The sequence below is a fragment of the Nocardia xishanensis NBRC 101358 genome, from assembly GCF_001613365.1.
GTDB lineage: Bacteria > Actinomycetota > Actinomycetes > Mycobacteriales > Mycobacteriaceae > Nocardia > Nocardia xishanensis.
This window is the reverse complement of record NZ_BDCF01000007.1, coordinates 41,670-60,939: the sequence shown is the minus strand read 5'-3', so window position 1 is coordinate 60,939 and position 19,270 is coordinate 41,670. Positions and strand designations below refer to the sequence as shown.

The following is a 19,270-nucleotide window of genomic DNA, read 5'->3' as shown; positions in this document are numbered from 1 at the left end:
ATCGCGAAGCCGAGTACGCGCGGGATCAGTTGACCGAGCAGTTGCAGACCAAAGTAGTTCACTAGCAATGCCTCTCGCAGATCGCCCACATGGTGGACGTTCGTCCAATACGACGACTGTGTCGTCCGACGGCGGCCCGTCGTTACGCTTGGCAGGTATGACGCTCGAGGACGTCGCCGGCGAGCTCTACGCGGTGCAGCCCACCGAGTTCGTCGCGGCGCGCGCCGCGCGAGTCGCCGAGGCCAAAGAGGCGGGCGACAAAGAGCTCGCGTCCGCCATCGGCAAGCTGCGCAAGCCGACGGTGACCGCGTGGGCGGTGAATCTGCTCGCCCGCTCGGTCCCGGACGAGGTGGACGCCCTGCTGCGGCTCGGCGACGCCCTGCGCACGGCGCAGCGCAAGCTGTCCGGCGACCAGCTGCGCACCCTCACCACGCAGCGGCAACAGGTGGTCAACGCGCTGGCCCGGCGGGCGGGGGCGCTGGCAGGCGAGGCGGGCAAACCGGTGAGCGAAAGCGTCCTGCGCGAGGTGGGGCAGACCCTGACCGCGGCACTTGCCGATCCGGAGGTCGCCGAGCAGGTGCGCACCGGCACGCTGGCCACCGCCGCGAACTACGAGGGTTTCGGGCCCACCGGTCCCGCACTGGTCGCGGTGGACGGCAAAGGTTCTGCGCCGTCGAAGAAGAAGGCGCGCGAGAAGCCGGAGAAGCAGCGCGACGAGGAGGCGGAGCAGGAGCTGGAGGACGCCCGCGCCACCCTCGAATCCGCTGCGGCCGCAGTGGATTCGGCACAGCGGGAGGCCGACGAGACGGCGGCGCGGCGCACGGAGATCGAGGACAGGATCACCGGGCTACGCGCCGAACTCGAGCACGCCGAGCAGGAGAAGCAATTCGCCCGCACCGCCGAACGCGGCGCCCAAGAGAAGTTGCGCGCGGCGCAGCGTCAGCTCGACCGGGCGCAGCGGTGGGTGCGGCGGGCGGAGGAGCGAGTGCGGGACTGACCCGGATCAGAGTCGCAGGTCGCCGGGGTACAAATATTCGTCGGCGGGCGGGGAGGTCTGATTCAGCCACGCGTCGAAGAAGCCGGTCAGATCCGTCCCGGTCTTCGACTGCACAAAGGTGCGGAACTCGGGCATCGACGCGTTCCCGTAGGCGTGCCTGGCGAGGAATTCCCTTGTCGCGCCGAAGAACGCGTCGTCACCGATTTGCTTGCGCAGCGCGTGCAGGAAGAGCGGGCCGCGGTAGTAGACCGAGGTGAATTCGAAACCAGCGCCGGGATTTTCCAGCGGGATATCCCAGAAGCGTTGTTTGTCATACCATTTCGCGATGGTCTCGCGATACTGCGCGTCGACGTCCTCGCCTTCCATCCGCTCCGGCCACAGGTAGTCGGCGGTGTAACTGGCGAAGCACTCGTTCAGGCAGATGTCGGACCATTGCCGCACCGACACCGCGTCGCCCCACCACTGGTGCGCGATCTCGTGCACCACGGTCTGCAGGTCGCTGCGCGGCGAGTAGATCGGCCGGGTCTGGGTCTCCAGGGAGAACAAGATGTCGGCGTCGACGTAGATACCGCCGCCGGCCTCGAACGGGTACGGCCCGTAGAGCTGCTCGGCGAAATCGAGGATCTCGGGCAACCGCTCCTCGTACTCCCTGTTGTGCTCGGCATCGGGCGCGAAGGCGCTCACCAGCGGGGTACCGTTGGCGCGCCGTTGGTCGAGGAAGCTGAAGTGGTCGATGGCGACGGTTGTCAGGTAGCCCAGGACCGGAACCCGCGATTCCCAGCTGACCGTGCGCTTGTCGGCGACCACCGTGTTCTGCGTGCGAAGTCCGTTGGACATGACCTCCCACTCGGCGGGCACCGTGGCGTGCAGCGCGAAGGTTGCCTTGTCCAATGGGGTGTCGTTGAGCGGGTACCAGGTGGTCGCGGAGTGCGGCTCGCCCGCGACGAACGCGCCGCCGCTCGGCGCGAAGGTCCAGCCCTCCCCCACAGTGTTGGTCATCTCGCCCGCGTAGTCGACGGTCACCGTGAACGGCAACCCGGGCAGGATCGGCAGCAGCGGCGTGACGGTCAGCTCGTGCTCGCCGTTGCGGTCGAAGGAGGCGGGCTGATGGTTCACCGAGACCATCCGCACCTCCGGCCCGGCGAAGTCGAGATTGAACGCGCGCAACGCCTGCGTCGCGACGGCGGCGATGCGGGCGGTGCCGGTGAGCTGATAGGTCGGCGGGTCGTAGTCGATGGTGACGTCGTAGTGGACCACGTCGTAGCCGCCGTTGCCGTCCATCGGGTAGTAGGGATCGTCCAGGCCGGGAGCGCCGACGAACGGATCGGCGTTCGCGGGCCCGGCTGCCGTGAGCAGCAAGGCGGCCACCACACCACACACCAAGCCGGACAACCTCATTCGACCACCGCCCCTTTCCACCACACCCCGATTCCGGTACCGACGTACCGCGCAGGTGGATGGTAGCCGGTTCAGTCCGCCGTGCCGCTGAGCGCCACCGACGCGCCGAGCCCGACGATCATCGCGCCGCCCGCACCGCCGACGGCTTCGAGCCTACGCGGCGACCTGGCGAACCAGTTGCGGGCCGAGGCCGCCAGCAGCGCCCACGCGCTGTCGGAGACGAGCGCGATGGCGAGGAACACCGTCCCGAGGACGACGAGCTGCAACGGCAGCGAACCGGAGGCCGGATCGATGAAATGCGGCAGCACGGCGGAGAAGAACACGATGCCCTTCGGATTGGTCACCCCGACGACGACGCTCTGCCGGAAGACCCGTCCGTCGGCGACGGTGTCGACGCTCGCGCCGAGCGCGTCCCGCAACGCCTTGCGTTCCCGAATCGCCTGCACGCCCAGATAGACGAGATACAGCGCGCCCGCGAACTTCACCACGCTGAGCGCCAGCGACGACGCGGCGAGCAACGTGCCGAGACCGATCGCGACGAAGATCAGGCAGATCAGCACGCCGAGGCAATGGCCGACGGCCGAGATCAGCGCGGCACGCCTGCCGAGGGCCAGCGCCCGCCCGACGGTGAACAACACGCCAGGACCGGGTACGACGACGATGAGAGTGGCCGCGGCCATGAACGCCAGCAGGTTGGTCATGGGAACCATCGGGGCAGTCTAATTCGCGGCTACGCGGGCTCGGCGTGTCGCGCGATGCCCGGCCGGGTCAGTTGCCGAGATCGTCCGGCAGCTGCTGCGGATCGAGCAGCAGGCGCTTGGCCGAGGTGCGGCGAACCTGCGCGGCGAGCGCGAGATTGTCGGTGAGCAACCGCCATTCGACCTCGCTGATGGCGGCGCGCGCCCGATCGATGACCTGGCCGTCCCTTGTCCCCCATGCGATCGGCATGGCGCTCACCGACTGCCAGCGCTCCCCGATCTGGCGCGGCGCGCGGTCGGTGCGGATGGCGACCGAAGGCACCCGCTCCCCGGCGCGCTTCTGGTGACCGGGCAGATCCCGCACCTTCCGGGTCACCAGCGCATAGCGCGGATCGGCCGCTTCGGGTGTCGACACATCGACGAGCGCGAGCAACACGACCCCGCTCGGATAGGTCTCCGACACCACGGCGGGTACGAGCTCGCCATCGGCGTAGAGCCTGTCGATGCTCGACCGGTGCGGCGCCCACAGCGCCACCCACAGCGAGGTCACCGCGCCGAGCGCGGAGGCGACCGCGAGCAGGTAGGACCACGGATGGTCCAGCCAGACGAGATAGGCCGTCACGGCGGCGGAGACGACGGCCGCGGCGATCGCCACGATGCGCAACCGGCGCAGATCGGCGAACACTTCGTTCACCGCATGGGCATGCCTGCGGTCCACCGCGAATTCGAAGCGTCGCACGTTTCTTTCCTAGCACACGTTGCGGAGGATTTGCCTCCGCTTATCCGATGGCAGGTCCGAGCAGATCGTCGGCGTCGGTGATGCGATAGGCGTAGCCCTGTTCGGCGAGAAAACGCTGACGGTGCGCGGCGTATTCGGCATCGAGGGTGTCGCGGGCGACCACCGAATAGAAGTGCGCCTGCCCGCCGCCCTGCTTCGGCCGCAACAGCCTGCCCAGCCGCTGCGCCTCCTCCTGTCGCGAACCGAACGTACCCGAAACCTGTACCGCCACGGAGGCTTCCGGCAGATCGATGGAGAAGTTGGCGACCTTGCTCACCACGAGCACCGGAATCTCGCCGCGCCGGAACGCGTCGAAAAGTTCTTCGCGCTCTTTGGTTTTCGTCGAACCCTGAATCACGGGCGCGTTCAAATCCGCGCCCAATTCGTCGAGCTGTTCCAGATAGGCGCCGATCACCAGGCTCGGCGCGTCCTGATGTCTGGCCAGAATCGATTCCACCACGGCGATTTTGGTTCGCGCGGTCGAGCACAGCTTGTAGCGCTCCTCCGGCTCCGCGGTCGCGTAGGCCATCCGCTCGGCGTCGGTGAGCGTCACCCGCACCTCGATGCAGTCGGCCGGGGCGATCCAGCCCTGCGCCTCGATGTCCTTCCACGGCGCGTCGTAGCGCTTCGGGCCGATCAGCGAGAATACGTCGCCCTCGCGTCCGTCCTCGCGCACCAGCGTGGCGGTGAGGCCGAGCCTGCGGCGCGACTGGAGGTCCGCGGTCATCCGGAAGACCGGCGCGGGCAACAGGTGCACCTCGTCGTAGATGACCAGGCCCCAGTCGCGGCTGTCGAACAGCTCCAGGTGCTTGTACTCGCCCTTGGTGCGGCGGGTGATCACCTGGTAGGTCGCGATGGTGACCGGCCGGATCTCCTTGCGCTCGCCCGAGTACTCGCCGATCTCGTCCTCGGTCAGCGAGGTGCGGGCCAGCAGCTCGCGCCGCCACTGCCTGCCCGCGACGGTATTGGTCACCAAGATCAGCGTGGTGGCCTTGGCCTTGGCCATCGCCGCGGCGCCGACCATCGTCTTGCCCGCGCCGCACGGGAGCACGACCACGCCGGAGCCGCCCGCCCAGAACGAGTCCGCGGCCATCTGCTGGTAGTCGCGTAGATGCCAGTGGCCGCCGGTGTAGTCGAGCTCGATGTGATGCGCCTCGCCGTCGACGTAGCCCGCCAGGTCCTCGGCGGGCCAGCCGATCTTGAGCAGCATCTGCTTGATCCGGCCGCGCTCGGACGGGTGCACCACCACGGTGTCCTCGTCGATGCGCGCGCCGAGCATGGGCGCGATCTTCTTGTGCCGCAGCACCTCTTCGAGCACCGCGCGATCCAGGCTGACCAGCGTCAGGCCGTGCGCGGGATGCTTGACCAGCTGCAGCCTGCCGTACCTGGCCATCGTGTCGACGACGTCGACGAGCAGCGGCTGCGGGACCGCGTACCGGGAGAAGCTGACCAGAGCGTCGACCACCTGCTCGGCGTCGTGCCCGGCCGCGCGTGCGTTCCACAGCGCCAGCGGCGTCACCCGGTAGGTGTGCACGTGCTCGGGCGCCCGTTCCAGCTCGGCGAACGGCGCGATGGACTGGCGCGCCGCGTCGGCCAGCTCGTGGTCGACCTCCAGCAGCAGCGTCTTGTCACTCTGAACGATCAGCGGACCGTCGGTCACAGTCTCTCCTCGTATCGGGCGGGTGCGGGCGTCGTTCGCCCGTGCGCGCCGGCTTCGGCGCTCATTCTCCCCTGGCCCACCGACAACCCGCAGGCTGCGGTGGGTGTGCGCAGCGGGGTTCGGCTCCGGAGATACCAGCGTAGGCCGCCGCCTTTTTGTTCCGTCGCGCCGGTCACGGCGGGAGTCCACCGGCCTCGAAGTGGACCGAGACGCGGTTCGCCTCGGTCGGCGACGATCGTGGGCATGATCGAAACAGCGGCTATCCTCGGCGTGGCTGCGGCCGCGCTCGGCATGGTGCTCACCCCGGGACCCAACATGATGTACCTGGTCTCCCGCACGGTTTCCCAGGGACGACGGGCCGGTCTGGTGTCGTTGACCGGGGTGGCGGCCGGTTTCGGCGTCTATCTCGCCGCCGCTGCCGCTGGCATCACCGCGGTGTTCGCGGTGGTGTCGGGGCTGTACCTCGCGGTGAAGCTGGCGGGCGCGGCCTACCTGCTGTGGCTGGCCTGGCAGGCGCTGCGGCCTGGCGGCGTCTCGGTGTTCGCGCCGTCGCAGCTGCCCGCCGACCCAGCGCGCAGGCTCTTCGCCATGGGCCTGGTCACCAACCTGCTCAACCCGAAGATCGCGATCATGTACCTCGCGCTGATCCCGCAGTTCGTCGTGCCCGAGCGCGGGCTGATCTGGCTTCAGAGCCTGTGCCTCGGCGCGGTGCAGATCGCCGTCGCGTTGACGGTGAACGGCGTCATCGTGCTCGCCGCAGGCACGATCTCGGGCTTCCTCACGGGACGGCCGCTGTGGTTGCGGGCCCAGCGGTACGTGATGGGCACGATGCTGGGATCGATCGCGGTGCTGCTCGCCACCGACCGCGCGCGTCCTGTCCCAGCCTGACGGGGCACCGAGGCCACGCGGCGCCGGCCACCGTTCGGGGCCGCACGGTGCGGGCGGCCCCTCGGCCCCACGGCGTCGCCGCAACCACGCGGCATCAACCCTCGACAGGGGCCGCATCGGCCTCGGCGACCAACTCCTCGAAACGCCGCGTCATGGTCCGATCCTCACCGATTCCCGGTCGGCGGCGCCACGGTCATTCCTCAGCGACGGACCCAGCTCCGAGCATCCGCAACCGACGTGCAAATCTGCTGGACGGAGAAAGAGGAAAGGAGCGGTTTCATGATCGCCGGGTTGGACGTCATGGCCACGCAGCTCGATTCCGCAGTGAACGCCGCCCAGCGCATCGGCGAGTTGCTCGGGGTGATCTCGTTCGCGGCGTCGGGCGCGCTGCTCGCGGTCCGCAAGAATCTCGACATCTTCGGGATGGCCGTGCTTGCCTGCAGCACCGCGCTCGGCGGCGGCGTCATCCGCGACCTGCTCATCGGCCGCACCCCGCCCGCCGCCTTCACCGATCTCACCTACCTGTGCGCGTCGCTGCTCACCGCGCTGGTGATCTTCTTCAAGCACCCCTCGCGCCGGCTCACCCGCGGCCCGCTCGAGGTGTTCGACGCCATCGGGCTCGGGCTGTTCTGCGTGACCGGCACCGCGGTCGCGTATGCCCAAGGGATTGGCGCGCCGACGGCCGCGCTGCTCGGCATGGTCACCGCGATCGGCGGCGGCGTCATCCGCGACGTGCTCGGCGGTGAGGTGCCGCGGGTGTTGCGCCCGGACCAGGAGCTGTACGCCGTGCCCGCGCTGTTCGGCGCCGCCGCCACCGCCACGCTGCTGCACTTCGACGCCTACTGGGCGTGGACCGGACTGCTCGCGGCGTGCCTCGCCATCGGCTTCCGTCTGCTGGCCCGCCGTTACGGCTGGCACGCGCCGCAGGCTCGCCGCGACACCGGCAGGCTCGATCGCACGCCGGACTGACCGCCCGCAGCGGCGGAGCACGCGGATGTCCAGGAACCGAAGGAGACATAGCATCCCCCGCCGCCCGCCCGTAACCTCGAAACGTGACGGCGACCGAGCTGCGGCAGGACCCTCGATCCGAGCGCGGCCGCCGGTCGACCTGGCTCGCAATCGAATTCGTGGCGCTGTACTTCGGACTGGTCGGCGGCTACGCCGCGATCGGTAGCCCCGGCAGCCCAATCCCGCCGCTGGTCGCGCTGGCCGTCGCCGCTCATCTCTGGCTGCGTCGCCTGCCGTTGCGACCGGCCGGGCTACGGGAACAGCTCCGCACGTTGCGCGCCGAACTGCCGTCGATGCTGGCGCTCTGGGTCGCCGCGGCGATCGCCATCGGTCTGACGCTCGCGGTGTTCAGCCCGGAGCGACTGCTCTCGCTGCCGCGCACCGAACCGCTGCTGTGGGCGGTGGTGATGGTGTTCTATCCGCTGTTCTCGGTGTACCCGCAGGAGCTGATCTTCCGTAAGTTCCTGTTCCAGCGGTACGCACCGGCTTTCGGCGACGGGTGGGCGCTGATCGTCGCGAACGCCGCCGCGTTCGGCTTCGCGCACATCATCTTCGGCAATTGGATCGCAGTGGCGCTGACCCTGATCGGCGGCATCCTCTTCGGCTACCGCTACAGGAGGACCGGTTCGCTGCTGGTGGTCTCGGTCGAGCACGCGCTCTACGGCTGTCTCGCCTTCACCATCGGCCTCGGCGGGTTCCTGTACCACGGCGCGAGCTGATCTCGCCGGATCAGCTCAGCCGATAGGTGAGCTGCGCGAACTGCCCCATCCGCGCTACCTCGGCCAACCGCATCCGGTCGGCGAGGATGCGGCGCGGCAGCAGCGGCGCCCCGCCACCGAGCGTCACCGGTGTGATGCCGACGATCACCTCGTCCAGCAGGCCCGCGTCGGCGAAACGCCCGGCCAGCTCGCCGCCACCGACGATCCAGATGTTCCGCTCGCCCGCCGCCTCTGCCATCAGCTTGTGCACCGGCTCGACGTCCCCGGACACGAAACGCAGGTTCGCGCCGGGGATCGCGGGCAGTTCCCGATGGGTGAACACCCAGCAGGGCCGATCGCCGTAGTTGTCACGCCAGGACGCGGGTGACTCGTTGGCCAGCATCCACTCGTAGGTGGTCGCGCCCATCGCCATGGCGCCGACGCCGCCGAGGAACGTGCCGATGTCATCGGTGGCGGCGTCGGCGTCCGGCACGGCGAACAGCCAACTCAACGAGTTGTCCGGGTCGGCGATGTACCCGTCGAGGCTGCTCGCGGTGTAGTACTGGGTTGTCATGGTCTCGATCCTCACACCGAAACATGACACCTTCGGTCAGCGTTTGCCGCTCGCCGTCACACCCGCGCGCAGCCGCCGCACGCCCTCGTCCAGCGTCTCGTCGCGCTTGCAGAAAGTGAACCGCACCAAATGGTTCCATGCGGGCGTGTAGTCGGCGAAGACGCTGACGGGCACCGCGGCCACGCCGATCCGCTCGGGGATCTCGCGGCAGAACTCGAGACCGTCGGTGCGACCCGTCGGTGTGAGGTCGGCGCACACGAAATAGCCTCCGCCGCTTGCCTTGACGCCGAAGCCGGTGTCGGCCAGCGCCGCAGACAGACGGAGGCGCTTGTCCGACAGTGAATCTCGCAGCCGAGCGACCCAGTCGAGCTCGTTGGTCAGCGCGTGCGCGATGGCGGGCTGGAACGGGCCGCCGCCGACGAAGGACATGAACTGCTTTGCGGCGAGCACGCCGTCGATCAGGTAGGCGGGGCCGCACGCCCAGCCGATCTTCCAACCGGTGACGCTGAAGGTCTTTGCGGCGCTGGACACCACGACGGTCCGCTCGGCCATGCCCGGCAGCGTCGCCAAGCTGATGTGTTCGTTGCCGTCGTAGACGAGATGTTCGTAGACCTCGTCGGTGAGCACCAACAGGTCGTGCGCGCAGGCGATCTCGGCTATCGCGGTGAGATCGGCCCTGTCGAGCACCGTGCCGGTGGGATTGTGCGGCGAATTGACCACCAGCATCCTGGTGCGCGGGGTGATCGCGGCGCGCAGGCTGTCCAGATCGAGCACGAACCGATCGCCGTCGGCCACCAGCCGGGCCGTGCGCCGCCGCGCGCCCGCAAGCGCGACGGCCGCCGCGTAGGAGTCGTAGTAGGGCTCGATCAGCACCACCTCGTCGCCCGGCTCGACGAGCCCGAGCATGGCCGCGCTGATCGCCTCTGTCGCGCCGACGGTGACCAGCACCTCCCGCTCCGGGTCGTATTCGGTGCCGTAGCGGCGGGCGCGGTCGTCGGCGATGGCGCGGCGCAGCACCGGCATGCCGCGGCCGGGCGGGTACTGGTTGACGCCGTCGGCGATGGCTTGCCTGGCCACCTCGAGCATGCCCGCGGGTCCGTCGCTGTCCGGGAAGCCCTGGCCGAGGTTCACCGCCTCGTGCCGGACAGCGAGTTCGGTCATCTCGGCGAAAATCGTGGCGGCGAAAGGTCGCAGGCGAGCGACGGTCGCGGGGCGCGCAGGCATACCCCGGAGAGTAGCCGAGCGGTCGCCATTGTTGCCATTAGATAGCGAATGGCTATGTTTCACATTCATTTCGATACCCCTAGCTGCATGGTTGTGCGTTCTCCCACAGGGAGCTAGCCTCGCCGTGTTCCATCTCATAAGCCGCCGTTCTCGCGGCGGCGTCTCGAAAGGGGCGCTCATGGCCTCGTATCTCGACCTCGTACTGCAGCCGGCCGCGTCGGAGGTCGCCGGAGCCGTACTCGGTCTGATTCGCGAAGTAGCGCACGATCTCGTCGCGGGCACCGGCGACTGGTTCACCGGATCGTCGACCGGCGATTGGTTCACCGGGTCCACCACCGGCAACGGCGGCACCGGATCCTCGACTGGCGACTGGTTCACCGGTTCGACCACCCCCTGATCCGTCCGGCTCCGCTGGGCCGGACGATGAGGGTCCGGCCCGGCGGCTCAGGACAACCGCACGCCCGTCAGCTTCGCCGGATTGGCGTGATCATAAGTGCCCCAGACCAATCCGTCGCACACCGTGAAACCGACCACCCTCGCCGGATGCCAATCCTGTTCCTCGGTCGCCGAATCCAAATTCATCACCAGGCCCAATTGCCCGTTCACCGTGGCGAATTCGTAGCGCGTCGCGGCCTGCTCGGAAGCGCCGATGCCGTACGTGTGCACCAGCTCGAGCATGAAGCGAGCGATCCGCTCCGCGCCGCCGACGATCTTCACCACCGTGGAGGTGGTGCCGTTGGCGTCGCCGATCAGCACCGCCTCCGGATGCAGCGCCTTCGCGACCGCGTCGACATCGTCCGTGGCCAGCGCCGCGAGCAGCCGCCGAACCGCGGCCTCGTGCTCGGCGTCGGCCACCGCCGAGGGCACGCAGGCGACCGCCTCACGCGCGTGGGTCGCCAGCAGGCTCACGTCATCGGTGGATACACCGAGAATTTCGGCGATCTCCTCGAACGGCACCGCCAGCCCGTCGTGCAGCACGAATGCCACCCGCTGCGGCGGAGTCAGGCCGTCCAGCGCGACCATCGCCGCCATGCGATATTCAGCGCCGCGCACCACCGATTCCAGCGGATCCGGCGTGCCCGACGGCGCGACGCCGGTGACGATGGGCTCCGGCAACCATTGCCCCACATAGGTTTCCCGGCGCATCGCGGTAGTGTGCAAGTGGTCCAAGCAGATTCGGCTCACCGTGGCCGTCAGCCAGTCGCGCAGATCGTCGATCTCGGACTGGTGTGTCCCCGCCAGCCGCAGCCGGCTCTCCTGCACCGCGTCTTCGGCGTCGCCGACGCTGCCCGTCAGCCGGTAGGCGACGGAAAGCAAATGCCCCCGATGTGATTCGAACAGGTCGGCGATAAGAGCGGAAACCATCGGGCTGATTCTACGGTCCGCCCGGCCGGGCGATCACCGCGGCATCCATCCGGTCATCCGATAACCGGATGCTCGCCTCGGCCCGTCCGTGTCACGATGGCTCGATGGAGATCCGCACGCTGTCCGACGGCGCGGTCTGGCTGTCACCGCCCACCGCGGCCGATACCGATGACATCATCGTCCACTGCCAGCACCCGTCCATCGGCCAGTGGACGACGATCCCGGTGCCATACGGCCGGTCCGAGGCCGAGAGCTTTCTCGCCGACTTCGTCGGTCCCGGCTGGGCGGGACGCAGCCCGACCTGGGCGATTCGCCCAGCGCCCGACGGGCCCGTGATCGGCATGATCGGCCTCACCGAACAGGACGCGTCGGCCTGCGAGATCGGGTTCTGGCTCGGCGCCGAGCAGCGCGGCCGCGGCCGCATGGCGCGCGCGGTGGCGCTGGTCTGCGAGTACGGTTTCGCCGCAGACGGCATGGGGCTGGCCCGCATCAGCTGGCGCGCGTTCGTCGGCAACTACGCGTCGGCCGCCGCGGTGTGCCGCAATGGCTTCCGCTACGAGGGACTTGCCAGGCTCGGCGTGCTGCACCGCGGCGTCCGGCGCGACGAATGGCGGGCGGCCCGTCTGTACAGCGACCCTCCGGGGCCGGCCGACGACGCCTGGCCCGCCGAGTGCATCGGAAGCCGGAAGGCGGCCCGCCATGGGTGACGCCCGGTTCGGCTGGTTCGCCGATGCCATGGATCTGCGCGCCACCGACCGGGTGCTGGAGATCGGCCCCGGTTCGAGCCCCTCGCTGTCGCTGCTGGCCGAGCGGGTGACCGACGGGCGCGTCGTCGGCGTCGAACGCTCCGCGACGGCGATCGCCCGCGCGGCGCAGCGGCTGGGAATTCCGCCTGCGGCGCAAACGAATTCGGGCCGTATCGGTCTCGTCCACGCCGACCTGGCCCGGCTGCTTCCCGAACAAGTGCTCGACGGGATCGACGGCTTCGACAAGATCCTGGCGGTCAACGTCAACGTGTTCTGGACCAAACGACCCACCGCCGAACTCGCCGTCGTCAGGAAACTGCTGGCTCCCGGCGGTGGCCTCTACCTGTGCTACGGCTACGGCGACCCGGACGGCGCGTCGACATCGGCCAAGCCGCCGCCGGGGCGCTTGGAGGAGCGCCTGACGGAGGCGGGCTTCACCGTTCGCACGCTCGCCTCCGGCGACCTGCTCTGCGTGCACGCCGTACTCGATTAGTTCCCGCACACCTTGCCGACGCCTCACAGACCGGCTGGGCCTGTGAGACGTCGAAAAGGGGGATGTGTCAGCGGCCGCGGCGCTGTGCGACGGCCTCGGCGAGGCGGTCCAGCTGGGCCGCGGTGGTGGACCAGTCGATGCACGCGTCGGTGATGGACTGACCGTAGGTCAGGTCGGCGGCGCGGCCGAGGGTGAGGTCCTGACGGCCCGCGACCAGGAAGCTCTCCAGCATGACGCCGACCACGCTGCGCTCGCCCGCGGCGACACGTTCGGCGATGTCGGTGACCACGTCGACCTGCTTGTTGTGGTCCTTGTTGCTGTTGCCGTGGCTGGCGTCCACCACGATGCGCTGCGGCAGCCCGGCCTTCTCCAGCCGCAGGCACGCTTCGGAGACCGAGGCCGCGTCGTAGTTCGGGCCGTTGCTGCCGCCGCGCAGGATCACGTGGCAGTCGGGGTTGCCGGTGGTGCGGATGAGCGCGGAACGCCCGTCCAGATCGGTGCCGGGGAAGACGTGGCTGGCCGCAGCGGCCCGCACGCCGTCGACGGCCACCTGCACGTCGCCGTCGGTGCCGTTCTTGATGCCGACCGGCATGGACAGCGCGCTGCTCAGCTGGCGGTGCACCTGGCTCGCCGCGGTGCGCGCGCCGATCGCGCCGTAGGAGACCAGATCCGCGATGTACTGCGGGGTGATCGGGTCGAGGAACTCGCAGGCCACCGGGAGGCCGAGCGCGGTGATGTCGACGAGCACCTTGCGGCCGATGCCGAGACCGGTGTTGACGTCGAACGAGCCGTCCAGGTGCGGGTCGTTGATCAGGCCCTTCCAGCCGAGGCTGGTGCGCGGCTTCTCGAAGTAGACCCGCATCACCACGTGCAGCCGGTCGTCGAGTTCGGCGGCCTTCTCGGCCAGTCGCCGCGCGTAGTCCAGCGCCGCCGCGGGATCGTGCACGGAGCACGGGCCGACGATCACCATGAGACGGTCGTCGGCGCCGTCGAGCACGTCCACCGTGGCCTTGCGGCCCGCGCGGACGGTGTCGGCCAGCGGATCGGTGATCGGGTGCACCATGCGCACCTCGGCTGGTGAGCGCAACGGGCTCACGGACAGGGTGCGCTGGTCGTCGAGATCGGAATGCCGCGCGTCGACGTCGGCTGCGGTTGTCATCTGTGTGGGTTCCTTTTCCTCAGGCCGACCCACGGACGTGAATACCGTCGAGCCGGTCCATCATCCGGCTCGGGGTGGAAGAAAGTCAGCGCATGTGGTTGCCGCAGACCGACCCACCCAGGGCCGGCTTGCTAAACCAGAAATACGCGCGCTGCACGTCGGCGACTGTACCAGGCGCTGGCAGCCGGGTGACGCGAGGGCCAACTTCGAAGATCGCGGCCGCGTCGGTCGTCACATCGATACCCGTCGCCTACCGACGTGACGCCGGGGATCGATCAGCCCCACTGCCCCGGCTGGTAGCTGCCGGCGGGCGTGCCCGCGATGACGTTCATCCGGTTGTAGGTGTTGATCAGCGCGACGAGCGAGATCAACGCGGCGATCTGGTCGGTGTCGTAGTGCTTCTGCACCTGAGCCCAGGTCTCGTCGCTGACGCCGGTGTGCGCGTCGGCCAGCCTGGTGCCCTCCTCGGTGAGCGCCAGCGCGGCCCGCTCCGCGTCGGTGAACACGGTGGCGTCGCGCCACGCGGCCACCAGGTTCAGCCGCACCTGGTCCTCGCCCGCGTGCAGCGCGTCCTTGCTGTGCATGTCGGTGCAGAAGCCGCAGCCGTTGATCTGGCTGGCCCGCAGCTTGATCAGCTCCTGGGTCGCGCGCGGGAGGGTGGACTGATCCACGACCAGCCCGGCGTTGCCGATGCGCTTGGTGAACTTCGCGCCGATCTCGGTGCCGTAGTAGTCGAAACGCGCTTCCATGGTGTGCTCCTCGGGTTGTCGGATTGTCGCTGCGGCGGGGCGCCGAAGCGTCGTATACCGATATGACGACCCACCTGCGCGAGGTGTGACATCGCCCGTTGTGACCCCGGTCACGACGCTCGAATCGGTCTCGGCGTATGCCGAGACCGCGAGCGAACGACGTCCGGAGAGAGGCGTCAGGAGAACGAGTAGGTGATGCCGGTGAGCTTCTCCGACAGCTCCCACAGGCCCCTGGCGACCGCCTCGTCCCGGGACAGCTTGGTGGAACCCGAAGTGCCCGGGTAGCCGCGCATGCCGCCCAGCCCGGTGGGCCCGTAGAACGCGCCGGGCTCGATCGGAGTGACAGTGGCGGCGTAAAGCTCTGGCAGCGCGCCCATTTCGGCGCTCTGCGCGAAGATCCGGTTACCGATGGACATGATCGGATCGAGCAACGATTCGGTGTGCGACTGCAATTCGGTCGCGGCGTAGCCAGGATGCGCGGCGACCGAGATCTTGGCCGAACCGGCGGCGGTGAGCCTGCGTTGCAGTTCGTAGGCGAACATCAGGTTGGCCAGCTTGGCCTGTCCGTAGGCGGCCCAGCGCTGATACTTCCTGCGCTCCCAGTTCAGGTCGTCCAGATCGATCTTGCCGATGGCGTGCGCACCGCTGGACACGGTGACCACCCGATCCGAGATCTTGTCCAGCAGCAGGCCGGTCAGCGCGAAGTGACCGAGATGGTTTGTGCCGACCTGCATTTCGAACCCGTCGGCGGTGCGGCCGAGCGGCACCGCCATCACGCCCGCGTTGTTGATCAGCACATCGACGCTGTCCACCGATTCGGCGAACGCGCGCACCGAGGAGAGGTCGGCGAGATCGAGCTCGCGCACCGTGGCGCGATCGCCGATCTCAGCGGCCACCCGCTCGCCCTTTGCCACATTGCGGCAGGCCAGCACCACATCGGCCCCCGCCTCCGCGAGCGCTCGCGCGGCCACCGCGCCGAGTCCGCTGTTCGCGCCGGTGACGATGAACGTCCGGCCGCTCTGATCCGGGATGTTCGAGGTGTCCCAACGGGTCATGCGGCCGAGTCTAGTCCGGGGGTCTGCTTCCGTCGCCCCGATCGGAATCGGGGCGACGGGATCCGGCTCAGGCCTGGGCGAGGATCTCCTCGTCCGTCATCGCCGCGACCTCCAGGTACAGCCGGGCGACCTCGTCGAGCCGGTCCGGCGTGCCCGCCTCGGTCTCCTTCGCGAGCAGCCGTCCGGCCAGACCCGCCACCGAACGGCCGACGAGAATGTCCGCGACCAGCGCGTGATCCACGTCGAGCCAGTCGCGGACCCGGGCGATCGCGGTGGTCGCGAGCACCGAGTCGCCGCCGAGCCCGAAGAAGTCGTCGTGCACACCTAGCCGCGGCACGCCGAGCACCTCGGCGACGATCGCCGCGAGCGCCTCTTCCAGCGGCGTGCGCGGCGCGAGATCCGGGGTGTCCCGCGCCGATGGCTCGAGCAGCGCGACCACCGCGCGGCGGTCGAGTTTGCCGTTGCCGGTGAGCGGCATGTCGTCGAGCAGCTCGATGCGGGTCGGAATCATATAGCCGGGCAACAGATCCGAGATCGCGCCGACCAGATCCACGGTGCTGCCCCGATATCCGGCGACCGCGGCGACCAGTTTCGGCGCGCCCGCTCCCACCACGGCGGCCACCGCGTGCCGGACCCCGGGCGCGGCGCGCAGCGCGCTTTCCACCTCGCCGAGTTCCACACGGTAGCCACGGATCTGCACCTGGTGGTCGGCGCGGCCGAGAAATTCGATGGTGCCGTCGGGCCAGTAGCGAGCCATGTCGCCGGTGCGGTACCAGCGGATGCCGTCGTGCGTCACGAATCGCTCGGCGGTGCGCTCGGGATCGTTGCGGTAGCCCGCGGCGACGTTCGCGCCGCCGACCCAGAATTCGCCGGGCACCCAGTCCGGGCAGTCGTGACCGGCCGAATTCACCACGCGGCAGCGCACATTGCGCAGCGGGACGCCGAACGGCACCGTGGTCCAGTGGGCGGGCGGGTCGCTCACCTCGCAGATGGTGTTGTGGATGGACGTCTCGGTCGCACCACCCAGGCCGGAGAAGCGGCACCCGGGCACCTGCGCTGCGAGCCTGCGGGCGAGATCGGCGCCGACCCAGTCGCCGCCCAGCGTCACCGCGCGCAGCGAGTCGCCCAGTTCGTCGCCGCCGATCTCCAGGATCATGTCGAGCATGCTCGGCACACAGTTGAGGATGGTCACCCCGAAGTGCCGCAACAGCTCCACCCAGGTGGTCGCCTCCTCGCGCTGGCGCGGGTTCAGCGCGACGACGGAGCCGCCCACCGAGAACATGCCGAAGATGTCGTAGACAGAGGCGTCGAACTCGAGCGCCGAGAGCCCGAGCACCCGGTCGTTCGGTCCTACCTCGAACCATTCGTTGACGGCGTCGATGGTGTTCATCGGGCCGCTGTGCGGCAGGTCGACGCCCTTGGGCGCGCCGGTCGATCCCGACGTGAACAGCACGTAGGCGATCGCGGAGGTATCCGGGATCACAGGTGCGGCAAGCGGATTCGGGTGCCTCTTGGCCTCGGAGACGGGCACGCAGACGATTTCGGGACGACCCATATCCGCCCCGTCGACGGTCAGCGCGGCCACCACCTCGCCGGTGCGCAGGATCTCGGCCCGCCTGCCCACCGGCTGGTCGAAGCCGATCGGCACGTACGTCGCGCCCGCGGCGAGCACGCCGAGCACCGCCAGGATCTGGTCCGGGCCCTTGGGCAGCTGAACGGCGACCGCATCGCCTTGTCGCACACCCTGATCCCGCAGCGCGCCCGCCACAGCGAGCGCCTGCGCGGCCAGTTCGCCGTAGCTCCACCCGCCGTCGACGCCGTCGGTGCGCCACAGCACCGCGGGCGCGTCCGGCGTCGCCGCGGCGTGCTGGAAGAAGCCCTCGTGCAGGGCGCGGCCGGACACGGGGCCGTCGGTCGCGTTCACCTGAGCCCGCACCGTGGCCTGCGCGAGCGGAAGCCGTACCGCCGCGTCGGCGTTCCACCCGGCCTCGCCCGCGCCGAGCCGCGCGATGGCGTCCGTGTAGCTGGCGAACATCGCGTCGATCACGCCCGCGGGGAACGCGGATTCGCGCACGTCCCAGTTCAGCAGCAGGCCGCCGCGCACCTCGGTGACCTGCGCGTCGAGCAGCACCTGCGGACCCTGCGAGATGATCCAGATCGGCTCACCGAAGGTCTCGGTCACCGCGTCGGCGAACAGTTCGCCGAGGTTGAGCGCGCTGGTGTAGACGATCGGCGCGAGCACCGGCTCGCCACGGTGACGGCCGAGATCGCGCAGCACCTCCAGGCCGGAATAGGCCGTGTGCGCACCGCTTTCGTGCATCGACCGCTGGAGCGCCCTGGCCCGGTCGGCGACCGTCATGTCCTCGCTGACGTCCACCTCCAGCATGATCGATGAGGTGAAATCGCCGATCACGCGGTCGATCTCGGGGTGCACCGGCTCACGGTGGAACAGCGGCACGTTCAGCAGGAATCGGCTCTGCGCCGACCACCCGCCGATGGTCTCGGCGAACACCGCCGCCAGCGCCATCGCCGGGGTGATGCCACGCGCGTGCGCGGCGTCCAGCAGCCGCTGCTTGGCCTCGGGCTCCAGCCAGTGGTTGTAGCGGACGGTCCGGTGCGGATCGGCCCGCTCGCTGACCGGAATGGTCGGCAGCTCGGGCGAACCGGGGAGTTCGGGGAGGCGTTCCTGCCACCACCGCTTGTCGCGCTCCCGCGCCGCCTCGTCGATCCGGCGTTCGGTGCGGTAGCGGCGGTAGCTGTAGGTCTCGGCGGGCAGGGTACCGCCGTGGTAGAGCTCGGCCAGGTCGGAGACCAGCACGCGGTAGCTCATGGCATCGCCCGCCAGCATGTCGACGTCCAGGTGCAGGCGGCTGCGGCCGTCGGCGAGCAGGCTGAGGGTGATGTCGAGAACCTGGCCGTCCTCGATGGCGAGCCGCTGATGGGTCTTGACGTCGCGAAGGCGTTCCAGCTCGGCGGCCGCGGCCTCGGCGGATTCCGCGCGCAAGTCGACCATGGAGAACACCGGGTGGCCCGGTGCAGGCATGGTCTGCTGCGTACCGTCGGGCAGCACCCGGGTGCGCAGCATCGGATGCGCGGCAACCAGCGCGGCGACGGCGCGCTCCAGCCGCTCGGAATCGATAGCGGGGCCCTCGAATTCGACGTACAGATGCGCCGCGACGCCGCCTAGATCCTGCTCGTCGGAACGGCCGATCCAGTACGCGTGCTGCATGGCGGCCAGCGGGAAGGGCTCGGATTCGTCGGCCGGGGCGATGTCGGCGGACGCGGTGTCGGCGGACGCGGTGTCAGCGGACGCGGTGTCAGCGGACGCGGTGTCAGCGGACGCGGTGTCAGCGGACGCGGTCTCGGCGGTCGAGGTCTCGGTGGTCGCGGCATCGCCGCCGAGCAGCCGGGACCATTCCGCGACGGTCGGGGTGGCGGCCAGTTGCGCGAAGTTGACGTCGGCGCCGCGCTTGCGCCAACCGCCCGCCAGCTTCATGGTCCGGATGGAATCCAAGCCCAGCTGGATCAGATCGTCCTCGTCGGCGATCGCGTCGATATCGATGCCGAGTTGCCCGGCGATCGCGGCGCGGATCTCGTTCCGGCCGATCACCGCGTTGACGCTTCCCGCCCCGTCCCCCGGTCGCTGTGCTGGCTCCATCTGCCGCTGTCACTCCTTGGTCGCCGCCGTATCCGGCGGATCGAGACTGCTCGGCGCTAGCGTATCGCACTGAGATAGGGTTGCCTAACCTACCTAAAGAGACCCTAATACTCGTTCCGACT

18 protein-coding genes are annotated in these 19,270 nt (G+C 69.3%); 7 read left to right on the top strand and 11 right to left on the bottom strand.

Annotated features, from left to right (window positions below; all coding sequences use genetic code 11):
* Nucleotides 1-157 precede the first annotated feature (157 nt).
* A complete protein-coding gene (locus NX1_RS07905) occupies nt 158-997 on the top strand; it encodes a hypothetical protein (protein WP_068056137.1) in 840 nt (279 codons plus the stop codon).
* Nucleotides 998-1,003: 6 nt separating this feature from the next.
* Here the strand turns inward: NX1_RS07905 and NX1_RS07900 are convergent, their stop codons facing one another.
* The 4 genes from NX1_RS07900 to NX1_RS07885 all read right to left on the bottom strand — a co-directional run bounded on the left by NX1_RS07900 (nt 1,004) and on the right by NX1_RS07885 (nt 5,531).
* Nucleotides 1,004-2,395 carry a M1 family metallopeptidase gene (locus NX1_RS07900; RefSeq protein WP_068056135.1) on the bottom strand — a complete coding sequence of 464 codons (1,392 nt, stop codon included), beginning with the start codon at nt 2,393-2,395 and terminating at the stop codon, nt 1,004-1,006.
* 71 nt (nt 2,396-2,466) lie between these two features.
* On the bottom strand, nt 2,467-3,105 hold the full coding sequence (locus tag NX1_RS07895; protein ID WP_068056133.1) for a LysE family translocator: 639 nt from the start codon (nt 3,103-3,105) through the stop codon (nt 2,467-2,469).
* Between the two features lie 58 nt (nt 3,106-3,163).
* Nucleotides 3,164-3,832 carry a DUF3239 domain-containing protein gene (locus tag NX1_RS07890; protein ID WP_084501207.1) on the bottom strand — a complete coding sequence of 223 codons (669 nt, stop codon included), beginning with the start codon at nt 3,830-3,832 and terminating at the stop codon, nt 3,164-3,166.
* Nucleotides 3,833-3,872: 40 nt separating this feature from the next.
* Nucleotides 3,873-5,531: a DNA repair helicase XPB gene (locus NX1_RS07885; protein WP_068056126.1), complete on the bottom strand. Its 1,659-nt coding sequence runs from the start codon at nt 5,529-5,531 to the stop codon at nt 3,873-3,875.
* Nucleotides 5,532-5,774: 243 nt separating this feature from the next.
* Between NX1_RS07885 and NX1_RS07880 the strand changes: the two genes are divergently transcribed.
* From NX1_RS07880 to NX1_RS07870, 3 genes are all read left to right on the top strand, one after another.
* A complete protein-coding gene (locus NX1_RS07880) occupies nt 5,775-6,419 on the top strand; it encodes a LysE family translocator (RefSeq protein ID WP_068056187.1) in 645 nt (214 codons plus the stop codon).
* A gap of 279 nt (nt 6,420-6,698) precedes the next feature.
* On the top strand, nt 6,699-7,388 hold the full coding sequence (locus NX1_RS07875) for a trimeric intracellular cation channel family protein (RefSeq protein WP_068056124.1): 690 nt from the start codon (nt 6,699-6,701) through the stop codon (nt 7,386-7,388).
* Between the two features lie 83 nt (nt 7,389-7,471).
* Nucleotides 7,472-8,146, top strand: coding sequence for a CPBP family intramembrane glutamic endopeptidase (locus tag NX1_RS07870; RefSeq protein WP_218024076.1), 675 nt, complete (start codon nt 7,472-7,474; stop codon nt 8,144-8,146).
* Nucleotides 8,147-8,156: 10 nt separating this feature from the next.
* Here NX1_RS07870 and NX1_RS07865 read toward each other — a convergent pair whose 3' ends face one another.
* Nucleotides 8,157-8,699, bottom strand: coding sequence for a dihydrofolate reductase family protein (locus NX1_RS07865; protein WP_068056184.1), 543 nt, complete (start codon nt 8,697-8,699; stop codon nt 8,157-8,159).
* 36 nt (nt 8,700-8,735) lie between these two features.
* Nucleotides 8,736-9,923, bottom strand: a complete 1,188-nt coding sequence (locus tag NX1_RS07860) for a pyridoxal phosphate-dependent aminotransferase (RefSeq protein ID WP_068056122.1) — start codon at nt 9,921-9,923, stop codon at nt 8,736-8,738.
* A 178-nt stretch (nt 9,924-10,101) separates the two neighbouring features.
* Here NX1_RS07860 and NX1_RS07855 point away from each other — a divergent pair, with 178 nt between their 5' ends.
* Nucleotides 10,102-10,320: a hypothetical protein gene (locus NX1_RS07855; protein ID WP_068056121.1), complete on the top strand. Its 219-nt coding sequence runs from the start codon at nt 10,102-10,104 to the stop codon at nt 10,318-10,320.
* A gap of 47 nt (nt 10,321-10,367) precedes the next feature.
* Here NX1_RS07855 and sigJ read toward each other — a convergent pair whose 3' ends face one another.
* Nucleotides 10,368-11,288 carry an RNA polymerase sigma factor SigJ gene (gene sigJ / locus NX1_RS07850; protein ID WP_068056120.1) on the bottom strand — a complete coding sequence of 307 codons (921 nt, stop codon included), beginning with the start codon at nt 11,286-11,288 and terminating at the stop codon, nt 10,368-10,370.
* A 104-nt stretch (nt 11,289-11,392) separates the two neighbouring features.
* Between sigJ and NX1_RS07845 the strand changes: the two genes are divergently transcribed.
* Nucleotides 11,393-11,995: a GNAT family N-acetyltransferase gene (locus NX1_RS07845; protein WP_068056182.1), complete on the top strand. Its 603-nt coding sequence runs from the start codon at nt 11,393-11,395 to the stop codon at nt 11,993-11,995.
* Nucleotides 11,988-12,527, top strand: a complete 540-nt coding sequence (locus tag NX1_RS07840) for a class I SAM-dependent methyltransferase (protein ID WP_068056116.1) — start codon at nt 11,988-11,990, stop codon at nt 12,525-12,527. The genes NX1_RS07845 and NX1_RS07840 overlap by 8 nt, the downstream gene beginning before the upstream one ends.
* A 67-nt stretch (nt 12,528-12,594) precedes the next feature.
* On the opposite strand, the gene NX1_RS07835 is transcribed toward NX1_RS07840, so the two are convergent.
* The 4 genes from NX1_RS07835 to NX1_RS07820 all read right to left on the bottom strand — a co-directional run bounded on the left by NX1_RS07835 (nt 12,595) and on the right by NX1_RS07820 (nt 19,148).
* Nucleotides 12,595-13,686, bottom strand: coding sequence for a 3-deoxy-7-phosphoheptulonate synthase (locus tag NX1_RS07835; RefSeq protein WP_068056115.1), 1,092 nt, complete (start codon nt 13,684-13,686; stop codon nt 12,595-12,597).
* Between the two features lie 275 nt (nt 13,687-13,961).
* Complete coding sequence (locus tag NX1_RS07830; protein WP_068056114.1) at nt 13,962-14,435, bottom strand: carboxymuconolactone decarboxylase family protein; 474 nt, start codon at nt 14,433-14,435, stop codon at nt 13,962-13,964.
* A 176-nt stretch (nt 14,436-14,611) separates the two neighbouring features.
* On the bottom strand, nt 14,612-15,490 hold the full coding sequence (locus NX1_RS07825; protein ID WP_068056110.1) for an oxidoreductase: 879 nt from the start codon (nt 15,488-15,490) through the stop codon (nt 14,612-14,614).
* Between the two features lie 67 nt (nt 15,491-15,557).
* Nucleotides 15,558-19,148, bottom strand: a complete 3,591-nt coding sequence (locus NX1_RS07820) for a non-ribosomal peptide synthetase (RefSeq protein ID WP_068056107.1) — start codon at nt 19,146-19,148, stop codon at nt 15,558-15,560.
* Between the last annotated feature and the right edge of the window lie 122 nt (nt 19,149-19,270).

Excerpts from the sequence above, each read along its gene's own strand:
- NX1_RS07905 (WP_068056137.1), top strand. The coding sequence starts at position 158 with ATGACGCTCGAGGACGTCGCCGGCGAGCTCTACGCGGTGCAGCCCACC.
- NX1_RS07900 (WP_068056135.1), bottom strand. The coding sequence starts at position 2,395 with ATGAGGTTGTCCGGCTTGGTGTGTGGTGTGGTGGCCGCCTTGCTGCTC.
- NX1_RS07895 (WP_068056133.1), bottom strand. The coding sequence starts at position 3,105 with ATGGTTCCCATGACCAACCTGCTGGCGTTCATGGCCGCGGCCACTCTC.
- NX1_RS07880 (WP_068056187.1), top strand. The coding sequence starts at position 5,775 with ATGATCGAAACAGCGGCTATCCTCGGCGTGGCTGCGGCCGCGCTCGGC.
- NX1_RS07875 (WP_068056124.1), top strand. The coding sequence starts at position 6,699 with ATGATCGCCGGGTTGGACGTCATGGCCACGCAGCTCGATTCCGCAGTG.
- NX1_RS07865 (WP_068056184.1), bottom strand. The coding sequence starts at position 8,699 with ATGACAACCCAGTACTACACCGCGAGCAGCCTCGACGGGTACATCGCC.
- NX1_RS07860 (WP_068056122.1), bottom strand. The coding sequence starts at position 9,923 with ATGCCTGCGCGCCCCGCGACCGTCGCTCGCCTGCGACCTTTCGCCGCC.
- NX1_RS07855 (WP_068056121.1), top strand. The coding sequence starts at position 10,102 with ATGGCCTCGTATCTCGACCTCGTACTGCAGCCGGCCGCGTCGGAGGTC.
- sigJ (WP_068056120.1), bottom strand. The coding sequence starts at position 11,288 with ATGGTTTCCGCTCTTATCGCCGACCTGTTCGAATCACATCGGGGGCAT.
- NX1_RS07845 (WP_068056182.1), top strand. The coding sequence starts at position 11,393 with ATGGAGATCCGCACGCTGTCCGACGGCGCGGTCTGGCTGTCACCGCCC.
- NX1_RS07840 (WP_068056116.1), top strand. The coding sequence starts at position 11,988 with ATGGGTGACGCCCGGTTCGGCTGGTTCGCCGATGCCATGGATCTGCGC.
- NX1_RS07835 (WP_068056115.1), bottom strand. The coding sequence starts at position 13,686 with ATGACAACCGCAGCCGACGTCGACGCGCGGCATTCCGATCTCGACGAC.
- NX1_RS07830 (WP_068056114.1), bottom strand. The coding sequence starts at position 14,435 with ATGGAAGCGCGTTTCGACTACTACGGCACCGAGATCGGCGCGAAGTTC.
- NX1_RS07825 (WP_068056110.1), bottom strand. The coding sequence starts at position 15,490 with ATGACCCGTTGGGACACCTCGAACATCCCGGATCAGAGCGGCCGGACG.
- NX1_RS07820 (WP_068056107.1), bottom strand. The coding sequence starts at position 19,148 with ATGGAGCCAGCACAGCGACCGGGGGACGGGGCGGGAAGCGTCAACGCG.